General features: G+C 45.3%; 25 protein-coding genes. 19 read left to right on the top strand and 6 right to left on the bottom strand.

The genetic code is table 11. From position 1 onward, the window contains the following. Positions 1 to 10: 10 nt before the first annotated feature. Both WCY03_RS07935 and WCY03_RS07930 read right to left on the bottom strand, forming a co-directional pair. Entirely contained in the window at positions 11 to 841 is an 831-nt protein-coding gene (locus WCY03_RS07935) for an SIR2 family protein (RefSeq protein WP_345991824.1), read from the bottom strand. Further along, entirely contained in the window at positions 841 to 1,392 is a 552-nt protein-coding gene (locus WCY03_RS07930) for a hypothetical protein (protein WP_345991821.1), read from the bottom strand. The genes WCY03_RS07935 and WCY03_RS07930 overlap by 1 nt, the downstream gene beginning before the upstream one ends. A gap of 160 nt (positions 1,393 to 1,552) precedes the next feature. Here WCY03_RS07930 and WCY03_RS07925 point away from each other — a divergent pair, with 160 nt between their 5' ends. The 11 genes from WCY03_RS07925 (at position 1,553) to nifK (ending at position 12,624) form a co-directional block, all read left to right on the top strand. Next, a complete protein-coding gene (locus WCY03_RS07925) occupies positions 1,553 to 2,278 on the top strand; it encodes a DUF4395 domain-containing protein (protein ID WP_345991819.1) in 726 nt (241 codons plus the stop codon). 168 nt (positions 2,279 to 2,446) lie between these two features. Then, complete coding sequence (nifB, locus tag WCY03_RS07920; RefSeq protein WP_345991816.1) at positions 2,447 to 3,865, top strand: nitrogenase cofactor biosynthesis protein NifB; 1,419 nt, start codon at positions 2,447 to 2,449, stop codon at positions 3,863 to 3,865. Positions 3,866 to 3,869: 4 nt separating this feature from the next. Next, the gene (nifV, locus tag WCY03_RS07915) at positions 3,870 to 4,982 is read left to right on the top strand and encodes a homocitrate synthase (protein ID WP_345991813.1); all 1,113 of its coding nucleotides are present in this window, start codon (positions 3,870 to 3,872) and stop codon (positions 4,980 to 4,982) included. Beyond that, positions 4,973 to 5,797 (top strand): GNAT family N-acetyltransferase, encoded by an 825-nt coding sequence (locus WCY03_RS07910; protein WP_345991811.1) that lies wholly within the window; start codon positions 4,973 to 4,975, stop codon positions 5,795 to 5,797. The genes nifV and WCY03_RS07910 overlap by 10 nt, the downstream gene beginning before the upstream one ends. Before the next feature lie 25 nt (positions 5,798 to 5,822). After that, a complete protein-coding gene (locus WCY03_RS07905) occupies positions 5,823 to 6,017 on the top strand; it encodes a CCE_0567 family metalloprotein (protein WP_345991810.1) in 195 nt (64 codons plus the stop codon). Between the two features lie 56 nt (positions 6,018 to 6,073). Then, positions 6,074 to 6,352 (top strand): hypothetical protein, encoded by a 279-nt coding sequence (locus WCY03_RS07900; protein WP_345991809.1) that lies wholly within the window; start codon positions 6,074 to 6,076, stop codon positions 6,350 to 6,352. After that, positions 6,342 to 7,856, top strand: coding sequence for a GNAT family N-acetyltransferase (locus tag WCY03_RS07895; protein WP_345991808.1), 1,515 nt, complete (start codon positions 6,342 to 6,344; stop codon positions 7,854 to 7,856). The genes WCY03_RS07900 and WCY03_RS07895 overlap by 11 nt, the downstream gene beginning before the upstream one ends. Positions 7,857 to 8,067: 211 nt before the next feature. Beyond that, complete coding sequence (nifH, locus tag WCY03_RS07890; RefSeq protein WP_345991807.1) at positions 8,068 to 8,973, top strand: nitrogenase iron protein; 906 nt, start codon at positions 8,068 to 8,070, stop codon at positions 8,971 to 8,973. Between the two features lie 95 nt (positions 8,974 to 9,068). Then, on the top strand, positions 9,069 to 9,416 hold the full coding sequence (locus WCY03_RS07885) for a hypothetical protein (RefSeq protein ID WP_345991806.1): 348 nt from the start codon (positions 9,069 to 9,071) through the stop codon (positions 9,414 to 9,416). 194 nt (positions 9,417 to 9,610) lie between these two features. After that, positions 9,611 to 11,083: a nitrogenase molybdenum-iron protein alpha chain gene (gene nifD, locus WCY03_RS07880; protein ID WP_345991805.1), complete on the top strand. Its 1,473-nt coding sequence runs from the start codon at positions 9,611 to 9,613 to the stop codon at positions 11,081 to 11,083. After that, a complete protein-coding gene (gene nifK / locus WCY03_RS07875; RefSeq protein WP_345991804.1) occupies positions 11,083 to 12,624 on the top strand; it encodes a nitrogenase molybdenum-iron protein subunit beta in 1,542 nt (513 codons plus the stop codon). Before nifD ends, nifK begins: the two co-directional genes overlap by 1 nt. Positions 12,625 to 12,667: 43 nt before the next feature. On the opposite strand, the gene WCY03_RS07870 is transcribed toward nifK, so the two are convergent. Continuing rightward, positions 12,668 to 13,210, bottom strand: a complete 543-nt coding sequence (locus WCY03_RS07870; RefSeq protein WP_345991803.1) for a hypothetical protein — start codon at positions 13,208 to 13,210, stop codon at positions 12,668 to 12,670. Between the two features lie 179 nt (positions 13,211 to 13,389). Between WCY03_RS07870 and WCY03_RS07865 the strand changes: the two genes are divergently transcribed. The 4 genes from WCY03_RS07865 (at position 13,390) to WCY03_RS07850 (ending at position 18,223) form a co-directional block, all read left to right on the top strand. Then, positions 13,390 to 14,070: a superoxide dismutase gene (locus WCY03_RS07865; RefSeq protein WP_345991802.1), complete on the top strand. Its 681-nt coding sequence runs from the start codon at positions 13,390 to 13,392 to the stop codon at positions 14,068 to 14,070. 24 nt (positions 14,071 to 14,094) lie between these two features. Further along, on the top strand, positions 14,095 to 16,638 hold the full coding sequence (locus WCY03_RS07860) for a 2-oxoacid:acceptor oxidoreductase subunit alpha (protein ID WP_345991801.1): 2,544 nt from the start codon (positions 14,095 to 14,097) through the stop codon (positions 16,636 to 16,638). Beyond that, on the top strand, positions 16,635 to 17,483 hold the full coding sequence (locus WCY03_RS07855; protein ID WP_345991798.1) for a thiamine pyrophosphate-dependent enzyme: 849 nt from the start codon (positions 16,635 to 16,637) through the stop codon (positions 17,481 to 17,483). Before WCY03_RS07860 ends, WCY03_RS07855 begins: the two co-directional genes overlap by 4 nt. An 89-nt stretch (positions 17,484 to 17,572) precedes the next feature. Then, complete coding sequence (locus tag WCY03_RS07850) at positions 17,573 to 18,223, top strand: leucine-rich repeat domain-containing protein (RefSeq protein WP_345991796.1); 651 nt, start codon at positions 17,573 to 17,575, stop codon at positions 18,221 to 18,223. 3 nt (positions 18,224 to 18,226) lie between these two features. Here WCY03_RS07850 and WCY03_RS07845 read toward each other — a convergent pair whose 3' ends face one another. Beyond that, positions 18,227 to 18,979, bottom strand: coding sequence for a TIGR01458 family HAD-type hydrolase (locus WCY03_RS07845; protein ID WP_345991794.1), 753 nt, complete (start codon positions 18,977 to 18,979; stop codon positions 18,227 to 18,229). 233 nt (positions 18,980 to 19,212) lie between these two features. Between WCY03_RS07845 and ald the strand changes: the two genes are divergently transcribed. Together ald and WCY03_RS07835 are read left to right on the top strand one after the other, a co-directional pair. After that, positions 19,213 to 20,313, top strand: a complete 1,101-nt coding sequence (ald, locus tag WCY03_RS07840; protein ID WP_345991792.1) for an alanine dehydrogenase — start codon at positions 19,213 to 19,215, stop codon at positions 20,311 to 20,313. 137 nt (positions 20,314 to 20,450) lie between these two features. Continuing rightward, positions 20,451 to 20,606, top strand: coding sequence for a hypothetical protein (locus WCY03_RS07835; protein ID WP_345991791.1), 156 nt, complete (start codon positions 20,451 to 20,453; stop codon positions 20,604 to 20,606). A 65-nt stretch (positions 20,607 to 20,671) separates the two neighbouring features. Here the strand turns inward: WCY03_RS07835 and cowN are convergent, their stop codons facing one another. Continuing rightward, positions 20,672 to 20,971: a N(2)-fixation sustaining protein CowN gene (cowN, locus tag WCY03_RS07830; RefSeq protein WP_345991789.1), complete on the bottom strand. Its 300-nt coding sequence runs from the start codon at positions 20,969 to 20,971 to the stop codon at positions 20,672 to 20,674. Positions 20,972 to 21,026: 55 nt separating this feature from the next. Continuing rightward, complete coding sequence (locus WCY03_RS07825; RefSeq protein ID WP_345991787.1) at positions 21,027 to 21,407, bottom strand: hemerythrin family protein; 381 nt, start codon at positions 21,405 to 21,407, stop codon at positions 21,027 to 21,029. Between the two features lie 103 nt (positions 21,408 to 21,510). On the opposite strand from WCY03_RS07825, the gene nifE reads away from it, so the two are divergent. Further along, positions 21,511 to 22,872, top strand: a complete 1,362-nt coding sequence (nifE, locus tag WCY03_RS07820; protein ID WP_345991785.1) for a nitrogenase iron-molybdenum cofactor biosynthesis protein NifE — start codon at positions 21,511 to 21,513, stop codon at positions 22,870 to 22,872. Then, a complete protein-coding gene (gene nifN / locus WCY03_RS07815; RefSeq protein ID WP_345991783.1) occupies positions 22,869 to 24,185 on the top strand; it encodes a nitrogenase iron-molybdenum cofactor biosynthesis protein NifN in 1,317 nt (438 codons plus the stop codon). The genes nifE and nifN overlap by 4 nt, the downstream gene beginning before the upstream one ends. Positions 24,186 to 24,193 lie beyond the last annotated feature (8 nt).

Below are 24,193 nucleotides of genomic sequence, written 5' to 3'. Positions count from 1 at the left end.
TCTGTCCCTATTAAACGAACTCTTTTATGAAATCTTGAAGCGACATGTCGATGACTTCCAAGTTATGTTTTTCGATGAATTTTTTCTCTTTTTTACCAAGTTCTTTGTCCGTGATGACGTAACCGCCTTCAAGATTGAGTGTCAGCTCGTTGGCGACCATTCTGTCGGTATCGCGGTCGAACGATGTGCCTAAAAAAAGATACTTTTTTGTCTTTCTATATGTCTTTAATATGCAAGGAAGCGCAAACCCGCCCATAGCTTCGGTCAGCCAATCCACATAATCGGCATCGGAGATGATGAAGCTCGGCTCAGGTAGGGGCGAGCCCATCGGTTTGAAAAGTATTTTCTTCGCATTGTCCAAGACTTCGTCTTCTACAAGAAAGTATTTTTTGTTCTCGACGTCGTACTCATACACTTCATATCTGTTTTTATCAGCCATTATTCTTGATTTGCCGATGATAAGACAGTGTGGTTCATACGCCAAGAGTTCTTGTATCTTCATATCGCGGTTGGTATCTATGATGTAGCGCGGCGACATGTCCAGCACCGCTTTTTGCAAAGAGGTAGGCTCGAACTCTTTTGTGTAGATATGGTTCATAAGCTGGGTCATATACTCTACACCCCTGCGCTGTTCGAGGTGCATGGCAGCGCGTGAATACTCGAACATCAGCCTTTGGCTCATCGCTCTTCCGCTGTTCATCGCAAGTATCATCGAATCCGAATCATAAGGCATCTCTTCACCGTTTTTCGTTGTGATGCCCTGAAATATTCCCAGTCCGAAATAGGGTACGGTCGTTTGGTTTCTCAACTCTTTTTTTATGTTTTGTATCATCTCGTTCATTAGTGGCATCCTTTACCCGTATAACAGGTTTGTGCTGCGTATATTTTTCTCATAAGCGTCTCTTGGTCGAATCTCTCGCTCAGGTCTTTTGCGATCTCGTCATAAAAAAGCGCGCCGTCTTTTGAGATAAGAAAGACAGCTTTTGTAAGCTCTCTTTCGTAGGGTTCGCCGCTGAGCCTGACACCGTAGAGATCGCCGAACTCCTCTTTTTTGTCTGTATACTGCTTGAATTTTGCAAGGGCCAAATCGTTTTTTAGTTCATGTGCCAGTACAAGTGAGGCCGTGACCTCATGCTCTGCTGTGTTTGGCAGCGAGGCTTCCATCTCCCGAAGCTCTTTTAAAAGATTTTCGTCTATGAAAGGCGCAGTGATGATGAGCTGAGTCTTTCCGTTTTGCCCGCCGATGGTGTGTTCTTTGCCGTTTTTACCTTTTACACCGACCTTGTCGGATGCATAACCGATGTCAAGAGGCATCTCATCAAGACGCATCGTGTATGTGCCGTACTTTATCTGCAAGTGAGCTCCTTTAAAAGACTTTTTTATCGTCTTCATAGACTGTACTTTATATAATTAGCCAAGTATTTGCATATAGCGTTCTAGATGGATGTTCATTGAGTCTGACATTTGTATTTGATGTTTAATGAAACTATATTTCAAATAAAAAAAAAGCTATAATTTTGTGATAAAAAAGTGATATTGGTAGAGGACGGTAATGAAAGAGTTATTTGCATACGGTGAAAAAGTTGCGGGATATGACGTAAGAGTTTTGAATGAAAGAGAAGCCAGGGCTGCGGCGGGCATACTTTTTGTAGGAGCGTTTTTAGGACTTACCAACGGCGTTATGCTTGGAACGGCGGTTTTTTCAGAGTACTTCGTGAGCTTTTTTGCGCTCGATTTTACCATCCGTGTCATCAAACCGAAGTATGCGCCTAGCCTGCTGATCGGTCGTTTTTTTGTGCAGAATCAGACACCCGAATATGTCGGAGCCGAACAAAAACGTTTCGCCTGGCTGCTTGGGATGATTATTGCATGGCCCATGTTTTACTACCTTGTCATAGATTTTCAGCCAAATCCCATTAAAGTCCTTGTCTGTCTCATCTGTATGGCTTTACTTTTTTTAGAGGCTGCTTTTTCTATCTGCCTTGGTTGTAAGATATTTAGTGTCATCAGAAGAGAAAAAGCAAGCCACTGCCCGGGCGGCGTATGTGAAATGAGGATAAAAGAGCCTGTTCAAAGATTCTCTCTTTTACAAAAATTTATAGTTGTCGTCACCTTTACAGGGATGATCTACGGCGGATATGCTTACATGACAAAACTTCCCGACAGAACATTTCTCGTAAAAAAGCTTAAAGTGATGATGATGAGCGAAGCGGAGCTTAAAAAGAAAGAGCAGCAAGAGTATCAAAAACAGCTTGACGAATTTGATAAAGAGGAGTGAGCTTTCCTTCTCAAATAAATTTTTAAACATACAAAATTGTCGTTTTTTTGTTTCAATATCAAAGATAGTGCTAGAACGTCAATTGCATAATCTCATTTTAGTAAATGATTATAGCTTTCGTGTGCGAGATCATTTGAATTCCTAACAATAGTCAAATAAGGAGCTAAAATGAGTTGTTGCTCAAACAATCCTGCTGAAAACTTTATGCCCGAAGATATTCGCCAGAAGATACACAACCACCCGTGTTATTCAGAAGGCGCACATCATCATTATGCCCGCATTCACGTAGCGGTCGCCCCTGCATGTAATATCCAGTGCAACTACTGTAACAGAAAATACGACTGTTCGAACGAAAGCCGTCCCGGTGTCACAAGCGAAAGGCTTACTCCCAAAGAAGCTGCGAAAAAAGTCTTGTTTGTCGGCGGCGAGGTACAGCGTTTAAGCGTTTTGGGCATAGCGGGACCCGGTGACGCACTTGCTAACCCTCAAAAGACATTCGAGACATTTGAGTTGGTACGTGATTATGCGCCTGACTTAAAACTGTGTCTTTCAACAAACGGGCTTGAACTGCCTCAATATGTAGATGAGATGGTCAAGTACAACATAGACCATGTCACCGTCACTATCAACAGCGTGGACGAAACAGGTGAGATCGGTTCGCAAATATATCCTTGGATCTTTTACAACAATAAAAGATACTACGGTAAAGAAGCGGCGCAGATCCTTTTAGAACGTCAGCTTGAAGGGATGAAAAAGTGTGTCGAAAAAGGGATACTTATCAAAGCCAACTCTGTTTTGATCCCCGGCATCAACGACAAACACCTTCCTGAAGTCTCTAAAAAGCTCAAAGAGATCGGTGTGTTTTTGCATAACATCATGCCTATCATCTCCGAGCCTGAACACGGTACTGCATTTGGGCTCGCAGGCGTACCAAGCGCGACCGATCAGCAGCAGATGGAAGTACAAGAAGCATGCGGAATGGACATGAAACTTATGCAGCACTGCCGCCAATGCCGTGCGGATGCCGTGGGCCTTATCGGCGAGGACAGAGGACAGGAGTTCACAAAAGCGGCTTTTAACGAGATGAATTTTGATGAACTACAGACTAAGTACGATCTGCAGGGACGTCAAGAAGCACAGGCAAAGATCGAAAAATTTAGATTTTTCTTGGATCAGGCAAACGAACGCGTGCGTAAAGAAAAAGAGGAACTCAGCTCTGACGGCAATACTGTCCTTGTAGCGGTCACGACTGCAGGCGAGGGGATGATAAACCAGCATTTCGGCTCAGTCAGAGAGTTTCTTATCTATGAAGCGGGTGACAAAGGTATCCGCTTCGTTCACCATAGAAAACTCGATTATGAATACTGTGCGGGACCGGACGGTGCAAACCCTATGGACCCTATCCTTGAAAAACTCAAAGATGTAAAACTCATCCTTACAGCAAAGATCGGCGGATGCCCGCAAGACGATCTGGCTAAAGCCGGAATCGCTGCAGATCAAAGCTACGCTTACGAGCCGATTGAGGTTTCTGTTTTAAAAGCGGCGAGAAAATACTTTAACCTCTCCGAAGAGATGGAAGGGAATTGACAAGATGCTTATCAATGACACGACTCTTCGCGACGGTGAACAGGCTCCCTACGTAGCGTTTAATACAGAGGAGAAGCTTACCATTGCCAAAGCGCTCGTAGCCTGCGGTGCCGATGAACTGGAGATCGGTATCGCTGCTATGGGAAGCAAAGAGCAAGAAGATATCAAAGAGCTGCTCTCTCTTGGTTTGGACGTATGCATGATGACTTGGAACCGTGCAAAGATGAGTGACCTGGAAGCGTCACTTAGCTGTGGTGTTAAAGCAGTTGATCTTTCTATTCCCATTTCGGATATTTTAATAGATGTGAAGTTCGGCGGCAACAAAGATGCTATGCTGCGTGAACTTGAAAATGTCATCAAAGTAGCAAAAGCCGAAGGTGTCTATGTTTGTATCGGAGGAGAGGACAGCTCGCGCGGTTCTCTCTCTTTTATGAAAGAGGTTATGAGACTTGGGCGCGAACTCGGGGCTGATCGCTTTCGCTACTGTGATACGGTAGGCATCATGACCCCGATGCAGATTTATAACGATATACGTGAACTGGTTTCTGCGGATATTCTTCCTATAGAGATGCACACTCACAACGATTTCGGTTTGGCAAATGCCAATGCGCTCAGCGGTTTGGATGCAGGTGCCCTAAGCGTCAATACGACGGTCATAGGTCTAGGAGAGCGAGCGGGCAACGCATCGTTCGAGCAGATCTCGATGGCGCTCAAACATCTTTACGGACAAACCCGTCCTATAGACACGCTGGGTATGCGCAATCTTGCGCTTTTAGTCGCAAATGCGGCAGGAATGACTCTCTCTCCTAGTGCGCCGATCGTAGGTGAGAGAATATTTGCCCATGAAAGCGGAGTTCATGCGGACGGTATGATGAAAAACTCTAAGTCGTATGAGCCTTTTGAAGCTGAAGAGGTCGGTTCTTCAAGAGAGTTTCCCATAGGAAAGCACTCGGGGACGGGAACAATTTTGTACCATCTCAAACAGCTCGGCATTAATGCGGAAAGATCGACATTGGCACTATTGCTGCCACGTATCCGTGATATAGTTACATCCAGAAAAAGAGTCTTAGATGATGCCGAGCTTGTCACTCTTTACAGGGAAAGCCTATGTTTATAGGATGGCTTAAATTCATCGATGTTGCCGAATTTGTAAGCATGTCAGAAGAGGTAGGCTGGTTGCTTGACGGCTATCATGTCAAGCTGATGATGATGCACTCGCCGCATTTGTGTTACGGTGCATACGACAACGGTAAACTCGTAGGTGCGGTTATGGCCATAGAGTTTGAGCACTCTGCCATGATAAAGTATTTTATGGTTAAACCAAGCTATCAAAAACAGGGGATCGGACGCCGTTTATTCGAGACTCTTTTGGGTGCAGTGAACGAATATGATTGTCTTTACATCCATGCAAATCCGGATTTGGTCGACTTTTTCAAAGGTTACGGTTTTGAGGAGAAGATGCAGGTCGGAAGATATATAAACGTCGGAAAAGTCCCTCCGTTTAACTTTACCAATGCCCATGCCAAAGAGCTGGACGGAAGTAACTTTGAAGCGGTTATCTCTGCGATCGACAAAGAGACATTTCATGAGAATAGAATGGACTTTTTACTAGATGAAATGGATAGGAACAGTTCGCTTAAACTGACTTTGCCAAACGGTTTTCAGCACTCAAGCATCGTGAATGCAAGAAATGTTTACCTGGGTCCTTGGCAGGTCCGCGCAGGGCACGAAGATGAAGCCGAGAAGATGATGCGCGGGGTGCTGTACTTCAGGGGATTAAAAAGAGTGGTCGCAGACGTCCCTTTGGGCATCAAACATGTAGTCGATCTGTATGAAAAGTATCATTTTCAAAGCAAACAGCGCTTTGTACATATGTCGCGAGGCGTGACGACCGAGATCGACTTTGAAAACATCTACGCGTTTTCGTTGTAAAAAATAAGATTTAAGGAGTAAGAACATGTCTGAAGAACTAAAAGAAAATAAAAAAGAGCTGGCAAAGCTAAAGAGAATAGCGGTCGAGATCGCTTCTGAGATACACGATATAGTAGAGGACACTTTGTGGACGGATTATGTCAGGATGCCAGAACTCAGCCTAAAACTAAAAGCCGCGGTCGAAGAAGCAAACAGCTTTAAAGAAGCAAAGGGTCTGTAAGGGATTCTTTGGCTGGCATCGCATTTTTTTAGCATCGTCAAAAAAAGGAGTTTCGTATGCAAGAGAAGCAAAAGATCCTTGAGATGGAGATCTGTGAATGCGGTCAAAAAAATGTCGCCCAAGCGGTCGATATCTTCCAAAACACGGCTCTCCCGTTTAAAAAAGCCAAAAAACTTGTGACAGAATGCAACAAAAGCTGCTGCAGAGCAGTGCTTATGAAGCTTTATGATATGAATCGATACGGCAGATACGATTATGACGAGATCGCCTACTTGATAGAACAAAGACTAGAGAGGATCAAAAGATTATGTGAAGGAGCCGGCGATGATGAGTAGCAAAGAACAGAGACTCAAAAACTGGTTGGTATCGCTTGGTGCCGTCGATGAGAAGATCGGGTCGCTCGCAGAGATCAACAGGCTCGATCTCAGCGGACGCAAGATAGCAAAGCTGCCCGAAGAGATCGGTCTGCTGAGAAACTTAAATGCGCTGAACCTCTCAAACAACAAGCTGGACTCTTTGCCCGATTCGATGCGTAAACTAAGCAGACTTGTCAATCTCAACCTGCGCAGAAACAGTTTTAAGGCGCTGCCTTTTGTACTCAGAGATATAAACCTTCGCTCCATCAATGTGAGCTCCAACAAGTTAAGCGACGTATCGATATTACAAGAGTGTGAATATCTAAGAGTTCTCGATCTAAGCGGCAATGCCTTAAAATGCGTAGACGGCTGTTTTGCCTCAAATAATGAGATCCGTACGCTGAACCTTTCGTCAAATCTGCTGCATGACATGAGCGGTGTCTTTTCGATGCTAAAAAAAGTCCAGAGACTCGATATCAGCGACAACATCATAAAAGAGATACCCCAAACAGTCAAAGAACTGTCGTCCATAGAGGAGTTCGCAGCATCGCATAACAGGATAGAAAAGATAGATGCTGCCTTTTTTGCACTGGACGTAGAGCGCGTCGATCTGAGTTCGAACCTGCTTGCATCTTTGCATCTTGGCTCTCTCGTGTCTCTTGAAAGCCTGATCCTTGACGACAATCCGTTTGAGATACTGGACATCGATGACGGCTTTGCACCCTGTTTAAAAGAGCTTTCTTGCGAGGGCTGCGGACTGCGCGAGCTTTTGCTGCCTGCTTCTGAAAATCTGGAACTTTTATGCTTTTCCTCTAACGAGATAGAGACGATCCCAAAAGAGATAGGCAGATATATACGGCTGCAAGAGCTGGATATCGACGGCAACAAGATAAAAGAGCTGCCCGACACTTTGGCAAATCTCTCTTATCTAAATATATTGTACGTAAACGGCAATCCGCTCGGCGAAGAAGCAAAAAAAGTGATAACCATTTTGAACCCGGAGATATGCGATATGAATATGAAAACAGGAATAACCATAGAAAAAGCGATAAAACAGGATCTGCCCCAAATGGCCGAACTGCTCGGTGTATTGTTTGCAATAGAGTCGGATTTTACGATCGATTACGACAAACAGCTCTCCGGGATCACCCGGCTCTTTGAACATGAGAGCAGCGACCTGCTTGCGGCAAAATATGAAGGCAGAGTCGTCGGCATGGTGACGATGCAGCGTCTCATCTCGAGTGCCGAGGGCGACTACGTCGGTCAGATAGAAGACCTTGTGGTGCATGAAGAGTACCGAAAGATGGGTGTGGGGAGCCGTCTTATAAACAAGATGAGAAGTATGGCCGTAGAGTACGGCTATAAACGCATTCAGCTCGCAGCCGATGTGGACAACAAAAACGCGCTGCAGTTTTACAGCAGACGCGGCTTTAAAAAGACGCATCTCAATATCTACCACTATACGGTTTCATCTTCTGCGTGATCTGTTTTTCTACAAAAACCGCTTTTTTGCATATATCGTTCTAACAAATTTGTCGGCATTTACGCGCTTTGTAGGAATAAAGCGCTTTTGTAGGTTTTTTTTGTACCAAAAATCGAGAATGACGGATGCATTGACCTAAGTGAAATACATAAATACCTTCAAAGAGCCGTTTATCGGTTAAGAGGGAGTATTTAAAACAAAGGAGATAAAAATGGCTGCACTTCGTCAAATAGCATTTTACGGAAAAGGTGGGATCGGTAAATCTACCACATCTCAAAACACATTGGCTTCTATGGCTTATTATTTTGATAAAAATATTATGATCGTCGGTTGTGATCCAAAAGCGGATTCTACTCGTCTTATCCTACATGAAAAAGCACAAAACACTATTCTTCAGTTGGCTGCTGAAATGGGTACGGTTGAAGATCTGGAGCTTGAAGATGCATGTAAACCGGGTGCAGGGATATTTTCTCCCGATTCGCCTCACGGCTGGATAAACTGTACTGAATCCGGCGGACCTGAACCGGGAGTCGGTTGTGCGGGACGCGGTGTTATCACGGCGATCAACTTCCTGGAAGAGGAAGGCGCGTATGAAGCTGAAGGTCTGGATTTCGTTTCTTATGACGTTCTTGGTGACGTTGTCTGCGGCGGGTTTGCTATGCCGATTCGCGAAGGTAAAGCGCAGGAGATCTATATCGTTATGTCTGGTGAGATGATGGCTATGTATGCCGCGAACAACATCTCTAAAGGTATCTTGAAGTACGCCAATACGGGCGGTGTCCGTCTTGCCGGTCTTATCTGTAATGCCCGTATGACCGACCGCGAGTACGATCTTGCAACGGCTCTTGCAAAAGATCTCGGTACTCAGATGATCCACTTCGTACCACGTAACAACATCGTTCAACACGCTGAACTACGTCGTATGACAGTTGTCGAATACAGCCCGAAATCTGATCAGGCGTTAGAGTATAAAGAGCTTGCCCGCAAGATCATTGCAAACGATATGAAGATCATTCCTACTCCGCTTGAGATGGACGATCTTGAAGACCTGTTGATGAAATTCGGTCTTGAAGACGAAGCCGATGAGGAGAACATCGGTAAGGCGGCAGAGGCGTAAAACAGAAGATGTGTGAGTTTGCTGCTGAGGCTTGGCTTCAACGGCATATTTTGTAATGAAAAGAAAACTATAAAAGACAAAGAAGGAGAATTATTATGTTTATTTTAGGTTTCCACTTCCCTGCAGATATGGGAAATACAATTGCGGATGAGAAAGTCGTCGAAAAACTCGGTGATGTAGATACAAGCGGCGTAAAAGAGGTTAAGCTCTACATGGAAAGCCGCGAAGGCCAAAAAGAGGAGATCTCTTATACGAACAAAAACACGTTTATGTTCAAAGCGCTGGTTCATTATGCAACGAGTGCAGAAACCGACTATATGATCTATACGAACCGTTACCAAATAGCCGAGATATCAAAACGTCTTGACAGCAGTGATGATGAGACTATGGCTCTTTGTAAGAAATTCGATTCTATGGCGCAGTTTCGTATAAAAGCCGCATAAGGCAATATGAACGATGCCGGGAACAAAGTCCCCGACATCTACGCTAGGCGCTGTGTCACTAAAGCACAAGCATGCTTCCGGCATGCTCGTAAAGCCGCAATGGGCCTGCTGCCGAAGCAAACTTAGTGTTAACGTAGCAAAAGGGGGCTTTGCTCCTTTAGCGTTTTAAAATGATAAAAATAGAGGAGAATGAAATGGGTCCAGAATCATTGGAAGCTAGACAAAAAGCAGCCGTAGAAGAAGTTTTAAAAGCTTATCCTGCAAAAGCTGCCAAGAACCGTGCGAAACACCTGGGTGTCGGCGGTCCTGAAGATGAAAGTCAAAAAACATGCGGAAACGTCCGTTCAAACAAAAAGACCGTTCCGGGCGTTATGAGTCAGCGCGGTTGTGCGTATGCAGGGAGTAAAGGGGTCGTCTGGGGTCCGGTAAAAGATATGATCCATATCAGCCACGGTCCTATCGGTTGCGGACAATACAGCCGTGCGGGCCGTCGTAACTATTACATAGGCACGACGGGCGTTGATACGTTTGTGACGATGAACTTTAGTTCCGATTTTCAAGAAAAAGACATCGTTTTCGGCGGAGACAAGAAACTTGCCGTTTGTTTTAAAGAGATAGACGAGCTTTTCCCTTTGAACAACGGTATATCTGTTCAATCAGAGTGTCCGATCGGTCTGATAGGCGACGATATCAACGCGACGTCCAAACAGTATACGAAACAAACGGGCAAAACGGTCATCCCGGTGAACTGCGAAGGTTTCCGCGGAGTTTCCCAATCACTCGGGCATCATATAGCAAACGACACCGTGCGCGATTATGTGTTTGAGGCAAAACCGCAGACGCTTGGAGAAGAGATAAAAGAGACTCCTTATGATGTCGCGATCATCGGGGATTACAACATAGGCGGTGATGCATGGTCGAGCCGTATCCTGCTTGAAGAGATGGGGCTGCGCGTTGTGGCTCAATGGTCGGGAGATGCGACATTAAAAGAGATGGCGGCAACGACAAAAGTGAAACTGAACCTGCTTCACTGCTACCGTTCTATGAACTATATTTCCCGCCACATGGAAAAAGAGTACGGGATACCTTGGATAGAGTATAACTTCTTCGGACCGAGCCAGACGATTAAATCTCTGCGCAAGATAGCCGCATTCTTTGACGAGAGCATTCAGAAAAAATGCGAAGAGGTCATCGCTAAATATCAACCGCTCGTAGATGCAGTGGTCAACAAATACCGTCCGCGCTTAGAGGGCAAGCAGGTCATGCTGTTCGTCGGCGGTCTGCGTCCTCGCCACGTTATCGGCGCTTATGAAGACCTTGGTATGGAAGTGATCGGTACGGGTTACGAGTTTGCTCATGACGATGATTATAAACGAACAAAAGACGAGATATTCAGATCGACCGTGATCTATGACGACGTTAACGAGTATGAGCTCGAGGCGTTTGTCAAAAAACTGCAGCCGGATCTGGTCGCATCTGGTATCAAAGAGAAATATGTGTTCCAAAAAATGGGTCTGCCGTATCGTCAGATGCACTCTTGGGATTATAGCGGTCCTTACCACGGATATGACGGTTTTGCGATCTTTGCACAAGACATGGATCTGGCGATAAACTCTCCGGTATGGGCTCACACAAAAGCACCATGGGAAAAAGAAGGAGAAGCGTAATGCAAGAGATAGAAAAAATTGTAAATGGTCAAAAACTATTTCAACGTCCTGAATATAAAGAGGTTTTAAACAACAAAAAAGAGTTCGAAGGCGGCATGGGCGCTATCGATCCCGAGAAAGTCAAAGAGGTAGCCGAGTGGACGAAATCATGGGATTACCGTGAGAAAAACCTCGCCCGTGAAGCCATCACCGTAAACCCTGCAAAAGCATGTCAGCCTCTAGGGGCGGTTATGGTAGCGCTTGGATTTGAGAATACGATGCCTTACGTTCATGGCAGCCACGGATGTGTCGCGTATTTTCGTTCATATTTCACGAAACACTTTAAAGAACCCACTCCTTGTGTTTCTGACTCTATGACAGAAGATGCGGCGGTTTTCGGCGGTCTTGCAAATATGAAAGACGGTCTGAAAAACTGTGCGGCGCTTTACAAACCTGAGATGATCGCAGTCTCTACTACATGTATGGCAGAGGTCATCGGCGATGACCTAAACGCGTTTGCAACGGCGGCGAAAGATGAAGACGGCGGTGAGTTCCTACCGGCCGGTTTCCCGATCCCGTATGCGCATACTCCGTCATTTACGGGCAGCCATATCACGGGTTATGACAACATGATGCACGGTATCTTGGATCAATTATCAGAAAAATCTGAAGAGAAAAAAGAGCGTATCAATATCATTCCAGGTTTTGAAACATATATCGGTTCGATCCGTTCCGTTAAAAGCATAGCAGAAGCATTCGGTGCTTCATACTTAATGCTGGGTGATCACTCCGATCAATGGGATATGCCTGCGGGCGAGTACAGTATGTTTGCCGGCGGTACGCCGATAGCCGATGCAAAAGATGCCGTCAATTCTACAGCTACGATATCTTTACAAAAGTATGCGACCGTCAAGACCATGAAAATGGTTCACAAAAGATGGAAACATCAAGGCGGATTTTCCAATCCGATCGGTCTTAAAGGCACGGATGAGTTCGTGATGAAACTCGCAGAACTTACAGGAAAAGAGGTACCTGAAAAGCTAAAGATCGAACGCGGCCGTCTTGTTGATGCGATGCAGGATTCATATCCGTATATGCACGGTAAAAAATTCGCTATATGGGGCGATCCTGACTTTTTGATCGGTATGATCTCGTTCCTTTTGGAGATGGGTGCCGAGCCGACTCATGTACTGTGTCACAACGCACCGCGCGGGTGGGAAGAGGAGATGAGAGCATTGCTTGATACTTCGCCGGCGCACGCAAGCTGTCATGTCTGGGCAGGTAAAGACCTGTGGCATATGCGTTCGCTGCTGTTCACAGAGCCGGTCGATTTCATGATAGGCAACTCTTACGGCAAAGAGCTTATGCGTGATACAGGTACACCGCTGATCTATATCGGATTCCCGATATTTGATCGTCACCATCTGCATAGATATTCTATTGCAGGATACGACGGAGCGTTGAACCTGCTTACTTGGATCACGAACAAAGTCCTTGATCAGTTGGACGAAGAGACCAAAAACATCGCTTCGACCGACTACTTTTTCGACTTGGTCCGCTGATTACTTCTTGTTGTATCGATCCTTTTTGGATCGGTATGTTTACTTACCCGTAAGAATCCAGCTCTTTTTTGATCTTTTCAAAATAAACGAACATCTCTTTATCTCCGGGATATGTTTTATGGTAAAGCTCCTGCAACGCTACGTTGAGATCGTACGGATTGGCCATAAAGATATCTTGCTTGAGTGAAAAAAGTGCCTGCTGGATCTCCGCCATATTGAGATGAATACTTTTCTTTGATTTTTCTACGTTTTTTAGAACCTTTTTCAAACGAAGAAGGATCCTTTCTATATGATGGTTTTTCTTTTTTTTTGCGACTGCTTTTGGCAGTTCTTTGATATTGCTGCGCGGCAGGAAAACGGGGTCATAAGATTGCAGATCCAAGCGGTATTTTGCATTGAGTGTCGCATAACAATCAGAATAACATCCGTAATGTTCGACCGCACCGTTGGTATAGGTTATCCTGATTTTATTGTTTTGAGTCCATTCGAACTTGGAGATAACTTTTCTTTGTAATTTCAACAATGTCTTTTCGTTGACAAGATCAACTAACTCTGCAATAGTGATTTTCATTTTAAAATTTTGCACTGTCTTCCATAGAGATCGATTACTGTTTTTTTGTTCGTAATTATAGTTGAAATTCTTTAAGAAAAAGTCGATAAAGATCAAGAAGAATAACTTCTTTAAACTAGTTCAATATTTTTTGCAAAACATTATATTTTTTCAGTTACGATGATACAAAGCAACTTATATGCAAGGAGTGTAAAATGAAGTTTGAATTAATGTCACTGCCCTATAGCCAAGCAGCATTAGAACCATATATTTCCTCTGAAACGATAAGCTATCATTACGGTAAACATCATGCAGGTTATGTCAATAAGCTCAATGGGCTTATCGAAGGAAGTGATTATGCGGGTAAGCCTTTGGAGTATATAGTAAGATATTCAAACGGCGCGATCTTCAACAATGCCGCACAGGTGTTTAACCACAATTTTTACTGGCATGGCCTCTCTAAAGAGCCTAGTACATGTTCTGTATCGCTTTCTGACATGATACAAAACACTTTCGGCTCGCAAGAAGAGTTTAAAAAGATGTTTTTGGGCAAAGCCGCCGCACTGTTTGGTTCGGGATGGGTTTGGCTTGTTTTGACAAAAGACGGCAGACTGGCCATCTCCGAGTTCTCCAATGCGGACAATCCGATACGCCATAACGAGACACCTCTGCTTACCTGCGATGTCTGGGAACATGCATACTATATCGATTATCGCAACGGCAGAGCGGATTATCTTGAGAACTGGTGGAAGCTGATAAACTGGACGTTCGTATCGGATAATCTCGCAGATGCTCAAGACGATCCGATCTCAGGGTATGCTCAGCCGTGCAACGATAACAACGAAGTGTGTGATTATGTCGATGTCATGCAGGAAAACGAGCGTACACAGTCATAAACTAATGTTACAAAGGACATCATGATGACGCTAGATGAGCTGAAATCGTATGACGGTAAAAATAGTTCTAAGGCTTACGTCGCTTACAAAAATGTTGTATACGACGTATCAAAGAGCCCCTTTTGGCAAGAGGGCGAACATGAAGCCTCCCATAGTGCCGGGATGGATCTGACATCCGAACTTTCCGGCGCGCCGCACGGAGACGAAGTCTTTAAAAACTTTCCGGTAGTCGGAGAAGTGGATGAAGAAGAGCCTCTCTTAAAGACGCAGACTCCTCCTCTTGAAGATATGAAAAACCGTCTTAGACTTCTCTATAAAAAATTCCATCCGCATCCCATGATCGTTCATTTCCCAATAGCCCTGCATCTTTTTGCCGCGGGACTAGATATAGTCTTTTTGGATACTCCGCGCGAAGATTATGCGGTAGGCGTGTTTTATTCATTTTTTGTCGCTACCGTGATGGGATTTTTTGCCATGATACCGGGACTGCTCAGCTGGTGGATAAACTACAACCTTTCGACCCACAGAGCTTTTATGGTAAAGATCGTCGTTTCGGTAGTGACGCTGATCTTGGGCATAGTCGGCATAGGTATCTATCTTGAAAATACAAACGTCGTCTATGACTATTCGCTTCTTGGGATAATTTACCACGCGATCATCTTGTTTACAGGCCTAAACGTCATTGTACTGGGGTATTACGGCGGAAAGATCAGCTGGGGCAACATAGGAGAAGAGAATATGCAGACAGTTTCTTTGGATATGAACGAACCGAAGTTTTTTATGGGAGGTGCTTCTCCTTTAGACAGGAAGTATGAAGCTCCCCTTTCTATGTCTACTCCGACCTCTTCGGCAAAGATATCGGAGCAAAAAGAGAGAGGTGTGAGCAGCAGTGAGCAAGCCGATATCTCTATCTTGATAGGGGGTGCCGCGGGTCTTGGCATAGATACGCTGGAAAAGATACTCAGTGACGCTTTTAAGAGAAGCGGATATTATGTATTTTCGACAAAAGAGTTTATGTCCCGCGTACGCGGGGGAAGCAATACGACGCTTATCCGTATCGCTTCTTTTCCGGTGCAGGCTCCATGCTGGGAAGTCGATATCGCCGTGGCGCTTGACGAGCTTGCGCTGGAGCACATGAAAGGCAGATACAAAAAAGACACCGTTGTCTTTGCGGATGAAAGCCTCAATGAAAAGGGTTCAAATATCGTCGCCGTTGCGATGAAAGAGAGAGCCAAGAAGTTCGGCGACGTACGCTATGCGAACACCTATATGGCAGGTTTGCTTTTCGGAGTGCTCCATGTCGATGAGCCCGCTCTTCTTCAGACGGTCGAAAAACACTTTAAAGACGAGGGTGCAAACATAGAAGCGGCCCAAGCGGGATATGAAACGGGGCGCGATATCAGATCTCTGCTGCTTCCCCCACTTCCAAAAGCAGACATCCAAGCCGTAGAAAAACTGCACCTTATGGACGGTACGACCGCATGCGGATTCGGCTTTCTTTCTGGCGGATGCAACATGATGACTGCATATCCGATGTCTCCTTCGACGGGAGTACTCAACTTTATGGCATCGATGTCAAAACACTTTGATATTGCAGTGGAACAAAGCGAAGACGAGATAGCCTCTTTGACCATGGTGCTTGGCGGCTGGTACGGCGGTGCGCGCGCTTTGACATCCACTTCAGGCGGAGGATTCGCTCTGATGGGCGAAGCGCTGAGTCTCAGCGGCATGACCGAGACCCCTGCGGTCATCTACCTCGCTCAGCGTCCCGGTCCTGCGACGGGACTACCCACACGAAGCGAGCAGGGAGACTTGAACATGGCGATCTATTCGGGGCACGGACCCTTTGCGCGCGCGGTGCTCGCTCCGGGATCGCTGCAGGAGTGCATCGAATGCGGATATCTTGCCTTTGAGCTGGCGGACAAGTACCAGATACCCGTCGTCGTGTTGAGCGACCAGTATTTGGCGGACTCTATGAGTATGATAGGCGATATCGATTTTTCCTCCTACGAACAGCGCAGATATATCATAAAAAGTACTAAAGAATATGAACGTTATGCGGATACGGAAAGCGGTATAAGTCCGCGGAGTGTACCGGGCTTTGGCGAAGGTCTCGTGTGTGCGGTCGGCGATGAACATGACGAACGCGGACAGATAACCGAGGATTATAAAATGCGGGAGCAGATGATAGAAAAACGTGCGCGAAAAAGCGAAGCGCTCACAAGCGAAGCCCTCTCTCCCGTATGCATCGGCGAAGGGGACATAGCCGTTATCGGCTGGGGATCGAGTAAAGGCGCCATAGCCGAAGCCCTGCAAAGACTTGACGATCCGCGTCTTGTCCAAGTCCACTTTACATGGGTGCATCCTCTAAGCAGAGAACAGCTGAGCGTTTTAGACAGCTACAAATATAAGATAGTCGTGGAAAACAATGCGGACGGTGCGTTTGCAGACCAGCTCAAACTTTATGGTGTCAAAGTGGATGAGAAGATATTGCAGTCCAACGGTTTTAGTTTCTTCGCCGATCAGCTGAAAAGTATGATAGAAAAATCTGTAAAGGAGCTGTCATGAGCCATCTTTTTGACAGAGAAAATGTCGATGTTGCATGGTGTCCGGGATGCGGGAACTTCGGTATCTTAAAACTTATAAAAGAGGTACTCGAAGAGCTGCAGGCGGATAAAACAAATACCGTCATAGTCTCAGGCATCGGACAAGCGGCAAAAGCACCTTATTATGTCGATGCCAACATGTTTGGAGTCCTGCATGGCAGGGCGGTACCCGTGGCTACGGCCATAAAAGTCGCAAATCCGCATCTAAACGTCGTCGCCGAAGGCGGTGACGGAGATATGTACGGCGAGGGCGGAAACCACTTCATCCACGCGGTGAGACGAAACGTCGATATCGTCCACATAGTACATAACAACATGGTCTACGGGCTGACAAAAGGGCAGGCTTCGCCTACAAGCCAAAAAGGTTTTGAAACGAAAGTACAGGTGAACGGTGTGGTAAACGAACCTTTTAACCCTCTTGCCGTGGCGCTTTCTCTAAGAGCGGGATTTGTCTCGCGCGTGAGTATCGGCAATGCCGTTCATGCAAAAGAGGTGCTCAAAGCCGCATTCAAGCATCACGGCTACGCACTTGTCGATATCTTTCAGCCATGCGTCACTTTCAACAAAACAAACACCTACCACTGGTTCAAAGACAACACCTATGCGCTTGACGAGAACTACGACAGCAGTGATTTCAATGCGGCGCTCGGCAAAGCTTTTGAGACGATGCCGATGCCTCTGGGTGTGATATACCAAAACAAAAACGGCGGTGCGACCCTTGAAGAGTCGATAAGAAAAGAGGATACGCCGCTTTATACCGCGATGCACGACACGGTTAAGATACAGGAGCTTTTTGAGAGGTATTGAGTTAAGAACGCTTACTTGTTTTTTTCATTGATTTGTCTATTTTCGATAATGTTTGATACAATGTTTTTAAGTAAGAAGAAGGAGATAATATGGTTGAAATAAAGTCCTTAGCCGAAGCGCAACAGCTCAAACAAAGCATTTCAGATAAAAGTATTGTGGATGAAACCTCATTTTCATTTTCAGGTGGAGATTTTACAGATATACCGTTGTGGATATTTGAACTTCCTCATGTCGAATCTTTAAGATTTACCAATACTAAAATAACCACCGTTCCAAACGAGATAAAGAAACTTGGTTCGACTCTTGCCGAACTAGATCTGGCACGTAATGAAATTAAAACTCTTCCCGATAGTATAGGGCAGCTAACAAAAATGCAAAAATTAGATTTAAGGAATAACAAATTAGTTCAAATTCCTAAAAGTATAGGAGATTGCGCAGCATTAAAAACTTTAGTAATTTCTAATAATTTATTAAAAGAATTGCCAAGCAGTTTAGAAAAACTACAAAGTATTCAATCTATAGATGTTCAAAACTGTCAACTTTTGACTCTTCCATATGAATTGAAAGAATGTACATCTTTAAGTTCGCTGTATTTAAATAAAAATAATATTTCAACTTTGCCAACCTGTATACCGCATTTAGAGTTCTTGAGCATACTCGACCTTACTAACAATAAAATTTCCGAAAGTGAAAAAAAAGCTATAAAACAAATTTTGAATGTACATGATTTAAGACTGTAAAAATTATACTCTAGGTATAAAATCCGCGATGGAATCGATGATTATATCTGCTTTTATACCCGTTTGCAGGTCTTGATCTCTGAATTTTCCCGTTTTTACAAGAGCCGTTTGCAGTCCCGCATCTTTTGCTCCGCCTATGTCGCTTTCTATGTCATCGCCTATCATGATACAGTCCCTAGGTTTGCAGGAAAGTATCTCGCAGGCTAGGTGGTAAAACTCCTTGCTTGGTTTGCCGATGATCTTTGCCTTTGTTTGCGCTGCATATTCGAGGGCCTTCACAAATCCTCCCGCATCCATGCTAAGCTTTTCGTTCGTATCTTTAAAGTAGCGGTTTTTTGCAGCGGCAAGGAGGGTTGCTCCCGAGTGAAGATAGCTAAATGCGGTGTTGAGGTTTTCGTAGCTGAAATTTTTCTGCGCATCGCCTACGACGACATATCGTATGTCGGTAAAAACTAGATCGTCAAAGAAGGCCTTGGCATCGTCTGTCAAAAGATAGTAGGCTCCCGCTTTTTTCTCTTGGAGGTACATCTTTGTCACGTCCAGTGCCGTGATGATCTCCTCTTGCGTGATATCAAAACCCATCTTTTGCAGGGATGCTGCCAGTTGTCTGCCGCTTTTTTGCGTCGTATTTGTCAAAAAACGGACGGGGTAATGCTTTTTGATGTTGGCGACTGCTTCGATCGCTCCTTTTATGGGGATGTTACCGACGTAAAGAACGCCGCCTATATCGCACAAGATACTTTTAAAATGGGACATGGCCTCTCCTTGAAAAGAGAATAAGGACTTTTTACATTGTAATCACAGATGCTTTAGGAGAGGATGAAAGTTTTAGATTAACTTTTCAATGTACGGCTTAACAAGATGAGTTAATAGAAATCTTAAAATAAAAAAGGCAAGATAATGCAATATCATAGAAGTATAAAAAGCATGCGTGGACTAAAAGTAGTCGAGATTGATGATGATTTTGCCGTTGCAGCAGGAGAAAAAAGATGATTATCGGTGTACCAAAAGAGATAAAAACGGATGAGTACCGCGTGTCGGTTACGCCTGCGGGCGCGGCAGAACTCATTAAAGAGGGGCATACTCTTTATGTCCAAAACGGTGCCGGCGAAGGAAGCGGTTTTAGCGACGCGGAGTATGAAAAAGCGGGAGCGGTGCTTTTAAGTGACGCCGCAGAGCTTTTCAGGTCGGCGGACATGATAGTCAAAGTAAAAGAGCCGATTCCTTCGGAGTACGGTCTTTTTAAAGAAAAACAGATACTTTTCACATATCTTCATCTGGCGGCGGACAGAGTGCAGACGGAGTTCTTGCTGGAGAAAAAGATAAGAGCTTTTTCGTACGAAACACTGGAGGTAAACGGGAATCTGCCGCTGCTGGAGCCGATGAGCGAAGTGGCTGGGAAGATGGCCTCTCTCATGGGAAGCGTGCATCTCGGAAAGTATCACGGCGGCAGCGGTCTGCTTGCAGGCGGGGTTGTTGGAACGCATAAAGCCAAAGTGATGATACTCGGCGGAGGCGTCGCTGGAAAAGCCGCTGCCGAGGTTGCCGCTGGTTTGGGTGCTGATGTGACCATCGTAGACATAAACATGGAACGTCTGCATTATCTAAATGACGTAATGCCCTCCAACGTCGCTACGCTTTACAGTTCGCATCAGACCATCAAAGATCTGCTGCCTCATTGCGACATTGTCGTGGGAACAGTACTTATCCACGGTGCAAAAACACCCAAGCTTATCACAAAAGAGATGCTCTGTCTTATGAAAAAAGGCAGCGTCCTTGTCGATGTTTCGATAGATCAGGGCGGATGCTTCGAGACTTCTCATCCCACTACCCACACTCATCCGACATTCATAAAAGAGGGAATCGTGCATTACTGCGTGAGCAATATGCCAGGAGCCTACCCGCACACATCGACATACGCACTCACAAATGCGACGCTGAAGTATGTAAAGGCGTTGGCCCGCTATGGAGCACAAAACGTCTGCAAAGAAGTGCCCGTGATGATAAGTTCGCTCAACACGTATGACGGCGTACTCTACAACAAAGCTGTCGGCGATGCTCACGGCATAAGTAGTAAAACTTTCGTATAAACTCCTAAAACACGACAATTTTGTCGCGTTTTTGTATTTTTGGTATGTTAATTGCATATTTTCTTATGTTCTTTAGGGAACGCTTTATGTAAATATCCTATTAGAAAAGGGCAGACGCCCTCAAAAAAGGAGATAAGATGTGTGAAAGCGATATCATAGAGTTCGAAGATTTTAGTTTCAATCATTACATACACCACTTTGACGAGTGCGATGCGGAACATCTGAAATATAACGAAGAGTATGATTGTATCGAAACGGTCACGGAGTTGATCGAAGAGATCATCTGGAGCTGATCTTGAAATGCGCTAAGACGGGATCATAGATAAACAAAAACAAGTTTACATACGATCCCCTATTGTTAACAGCAGTCGAACTCCGCCGTCTGTAAAAACCTCAATCCTTTTTCAAACTCGTATGTCTCAAAAAGCTCTTCGATGTAAAATACGTTCGAGCAGACCTGATAAAGTGTGTCCCTGCCCAGATCGTCAAGCGGGTTGTTCGCATAGTCTTGCGGCAGTTTCGTCTCAAACCTTTCCCAAAACTCGTTTTTAGATTCTGGCTTTAGCGAAAAAAGCTCGTACATGGCGTCCAAGACCGCTTTGGCGTCGTTATAGCAGTCGATGTTTTCAAATGTGATATACCTGTCTTTTTTACTCAAAGAGATTCCTTTATGAGATCATATAAAAAAAAGATGCAATTCTCAGACCAGCTTTTCATAACTCTATGCCTCTCTCTTTAAAGAACATCGCAAGCTGCGAGTCGATGTTGATGATGTGGCGTCTGAACTTGTCGTATGCGTAGTCGTCTATGTAGGATTTTCCAAACACAGGCAGTTTCTGCGCCTTCTCATAAAAATACTCCATCTCGCCAAGCAGGTTCTTGTGTTCGTCGAGATGCTCCCCTTTTGCATAGAACTCATACTTCTTCATCAACTCCTCTTCAAAAGCAAAGTGTTCTTTCGTATGCTCGATCATCTCTTTAAAAAGAGGCAGAAACTCATTTTTTTCGCAGGAGCGGATATTTGAGAGGAGCGTTAAGAACTCCTCATGCTTTTCATCCATAAGGGGTATGTTCACATGCAGGTCTTCGTTCATGGTGTTCTCTTTTTATTATACCGGATGCATATTGCATACCAAGTACTTGCATCTCGAACAAAAGTTGCACAAGGTGAAGTAATTGACTCCAAAGGAGTGTTTTATGGTCAACCGTGCAAAGATAAAAGAGCTGATGAACGAAAGTGCCTGCTCGCACAACAAAGATAAAAAAAAGGGTGAAGGCTGCGACAAACCAAAGCCGGGACTCGCAGCGGGAGGATGCGCATTTGACGGTGCGCAGATCTCCCTTTTTCCCTACGCCGATGCAATCCACTTAGTCCACGGCCCTCAGACCTGTCTGGGAGCTTCATGGGAGACGAGGGAGACGCTTACCTCTTATGAGGGGCGCGACCATACCGTGATGGGTTTTACCACGGGCATCACTACAAACGACGTTATATTCGGAGGTGATAAAAGACTCGCCGATTCCATCGACTATATTATGCAAAACTACAAACCAGAAGCGGTCTTTGTCTACTCCACTTGTGTGACCGCGCTGGTGGGCGATGATATCGATATGACATGCAAACTGGCAAGCGAGAAGCACGGCATCCCCGTAGTTCCCGTGCATGCACCCGGTTTTGTAGGCGGAAAGAACCTCGGTTCGCGTCTTGCGGGCGAAGCGGTACTCGAAAATCTCATAGGCACGAAAGAACCGGAATTTACGACGCCCTATGACATCAACCTCATAGGAGATTACAACGTAACGGGCGACATGTGGCAGTATCTTCCCATCTTTGAAAAGATAGGCATCAGGGTGCTCAGCTCGCTCAGCGGTGACGGACGCGTGGGAGACATAAGGTGTGCGCACCGTGCGAAACTCAATGTCATCGTCTGTGCGAAATCGCTTATCACGCTTTGCAGAAAGATGCAGGAAAACTACGGTATCCCTTGGGTATCCGTATCGTTCTACGGAAAACGCGATACGACCTTTGCGATCATGGAGATAGTAAAAGCTCTGGGTGATGAGGCGCTCATCAAAAAAGCAAAAGAGGTGATAGCCCAAGAAGAGGCGAAACTTGAAGAGGCTTTGCAGGAGTACAAGGCACTTTTTGCAGGTAAAAAAGCGGTGCTCAATACGGGTGGAAACAAGGCTTGGTCCATCGCATCGGGACTTCAAGACCTCGGCATAGAAGTGGTAGCCACTTCCATCCGCAAATCCACCGAAGACGACATCGCAAAAGCAAGAGAGTACCTCGGCGAGAACGGACTGCTCATGAAAGCCCCCGCAAGCGAACAGGCAAAAGCGATTGATGAAAGAGGTGCGCACATACTGCTTGCGGGAGGCCGAAGCCTCTACACCGCCATCAAGAAAAAGATATCGTTCATCGACGTGAATCAGGAGAAAAAAGTGAGCTACGGCGGTTACGGCGGACTGCTCAATCTTGCAGAGGACCTCAAACATGCGTTTAACAACCCGGTCTTTGCAAACGTATCTAAAAAAGCGCCGTGGGAGGCCGAATGATGGAAGCACAAAAAAATATAGAGCTAAGCAGACACGAACACAAACCGCTTCAGGTAAACCCTATAAAACACTCTCAGCCTATGGGTGCGGCACTTGCATTTATGGGGATAAGGAACTGCCTTCCGCTGATGCATGCATCGCAAGGATGCGCCTCGTACACAAAGGTATTCTTTACACGCCATTTTAACGAACCCATCGCCATGTACAATACATCCGTAAGTGACATAACGGCGGTTTTAGACGGCGGAGATTATTCCGTTTTGATGTCGATCGAGAACATCACCCAAAAGAACTCTTCCATGAAGCCTGAACTTATCGGGCTGCATACGACGGGGCTCACGGAGACAAAAGGCGATGACGTAAGAAGCATAGGCACGCATGTGGAGATACCCTACTGCTATGTGAACACACCTGATTTTGAAGGCGGTATGGAGAGCGGATGGGCTCTTACTGCAAAGGCGCTGATACAGCAGCACACAGTGGCTGTAGAGGATGTAAAACCAAACAAGCTTCTGCTGCTTCCGCATGTAAGCATACAGCCGGCGGAAATAGAAAAAGTAAAAGAGTGCTGTGAAAGTTTCGGTTTTCATACCCTGGCTCTTCCCGATCTGTCCACTTCTCTTGACGGCTGTCTCAGCGATGGGCAGGGAAAACTCGGCACGGGTGCTATCGGTATTGAGGATATCAGAGAGCTTGCAAGTTGTTCGACCGTCATCACTCTGGGCAGTTCGATGAAGATCGCTGCCGAAGCACTTTTAAAAAAGAATCCGAACATAACGCATCTGCATTTCGATCATCTCATGGGACTCTCTATGAACGACAATTTTGTCGCTTCATTGATGAAAATCAGACAGATCGATCCGACTCCGCTGTTAAAACGCTGGAGAGGAAGACTTCAAGATGCTATGCTCGACAGCCATTTTCTCATCGGCTCGTCAACTTTCGTCATCACCGGCGAGCCCGATATGTGCGCGGGCATATGCGAAACGCTTCAAAGCGCAGGAGGCACCGTAAACGCGGTGATTGCGACCGTTTACAGTCCGGTTTTAAAAACGATAAAAGCAAAAAACGTCTTTGTCGGCGACCTTGAAGACGCACAAGAATACTTTAAAGACGCCGACCTCGTCATCGGCAACTTTCATGCAGAACGGATATTGCACTCACAAAAAAAACACACGGGTTTGATCCTAAGAGGGTTTCCAAACTATGAAGAGCTGGGCAACCAGCTTAAAAACGATCAGCTTTATGAAGGAAGCACCTATTTTCTTTTTGAAGTTGCAAATAAACTTCGTGAAGTGAAGCATTATACATAATAGTTCTG

The sequence above is a fragment of the Sulfurimonas sp. HSL-1716 genome, from assembly GCF_039645975.1.
GTDB classification, from domain to species: Bacteria; Campylobacterota; Campylobacteria; order Campylobacterales; family Sulfurimonadaceae; genus Hydrocurvibacter; species Hydrocurvibacter sulfurireducens.
The sequence above is the reverse complement of the archived record's forward strand: the minus strand, read 5'-3'. Positions and strand labels throughout refer to the sequence as shown.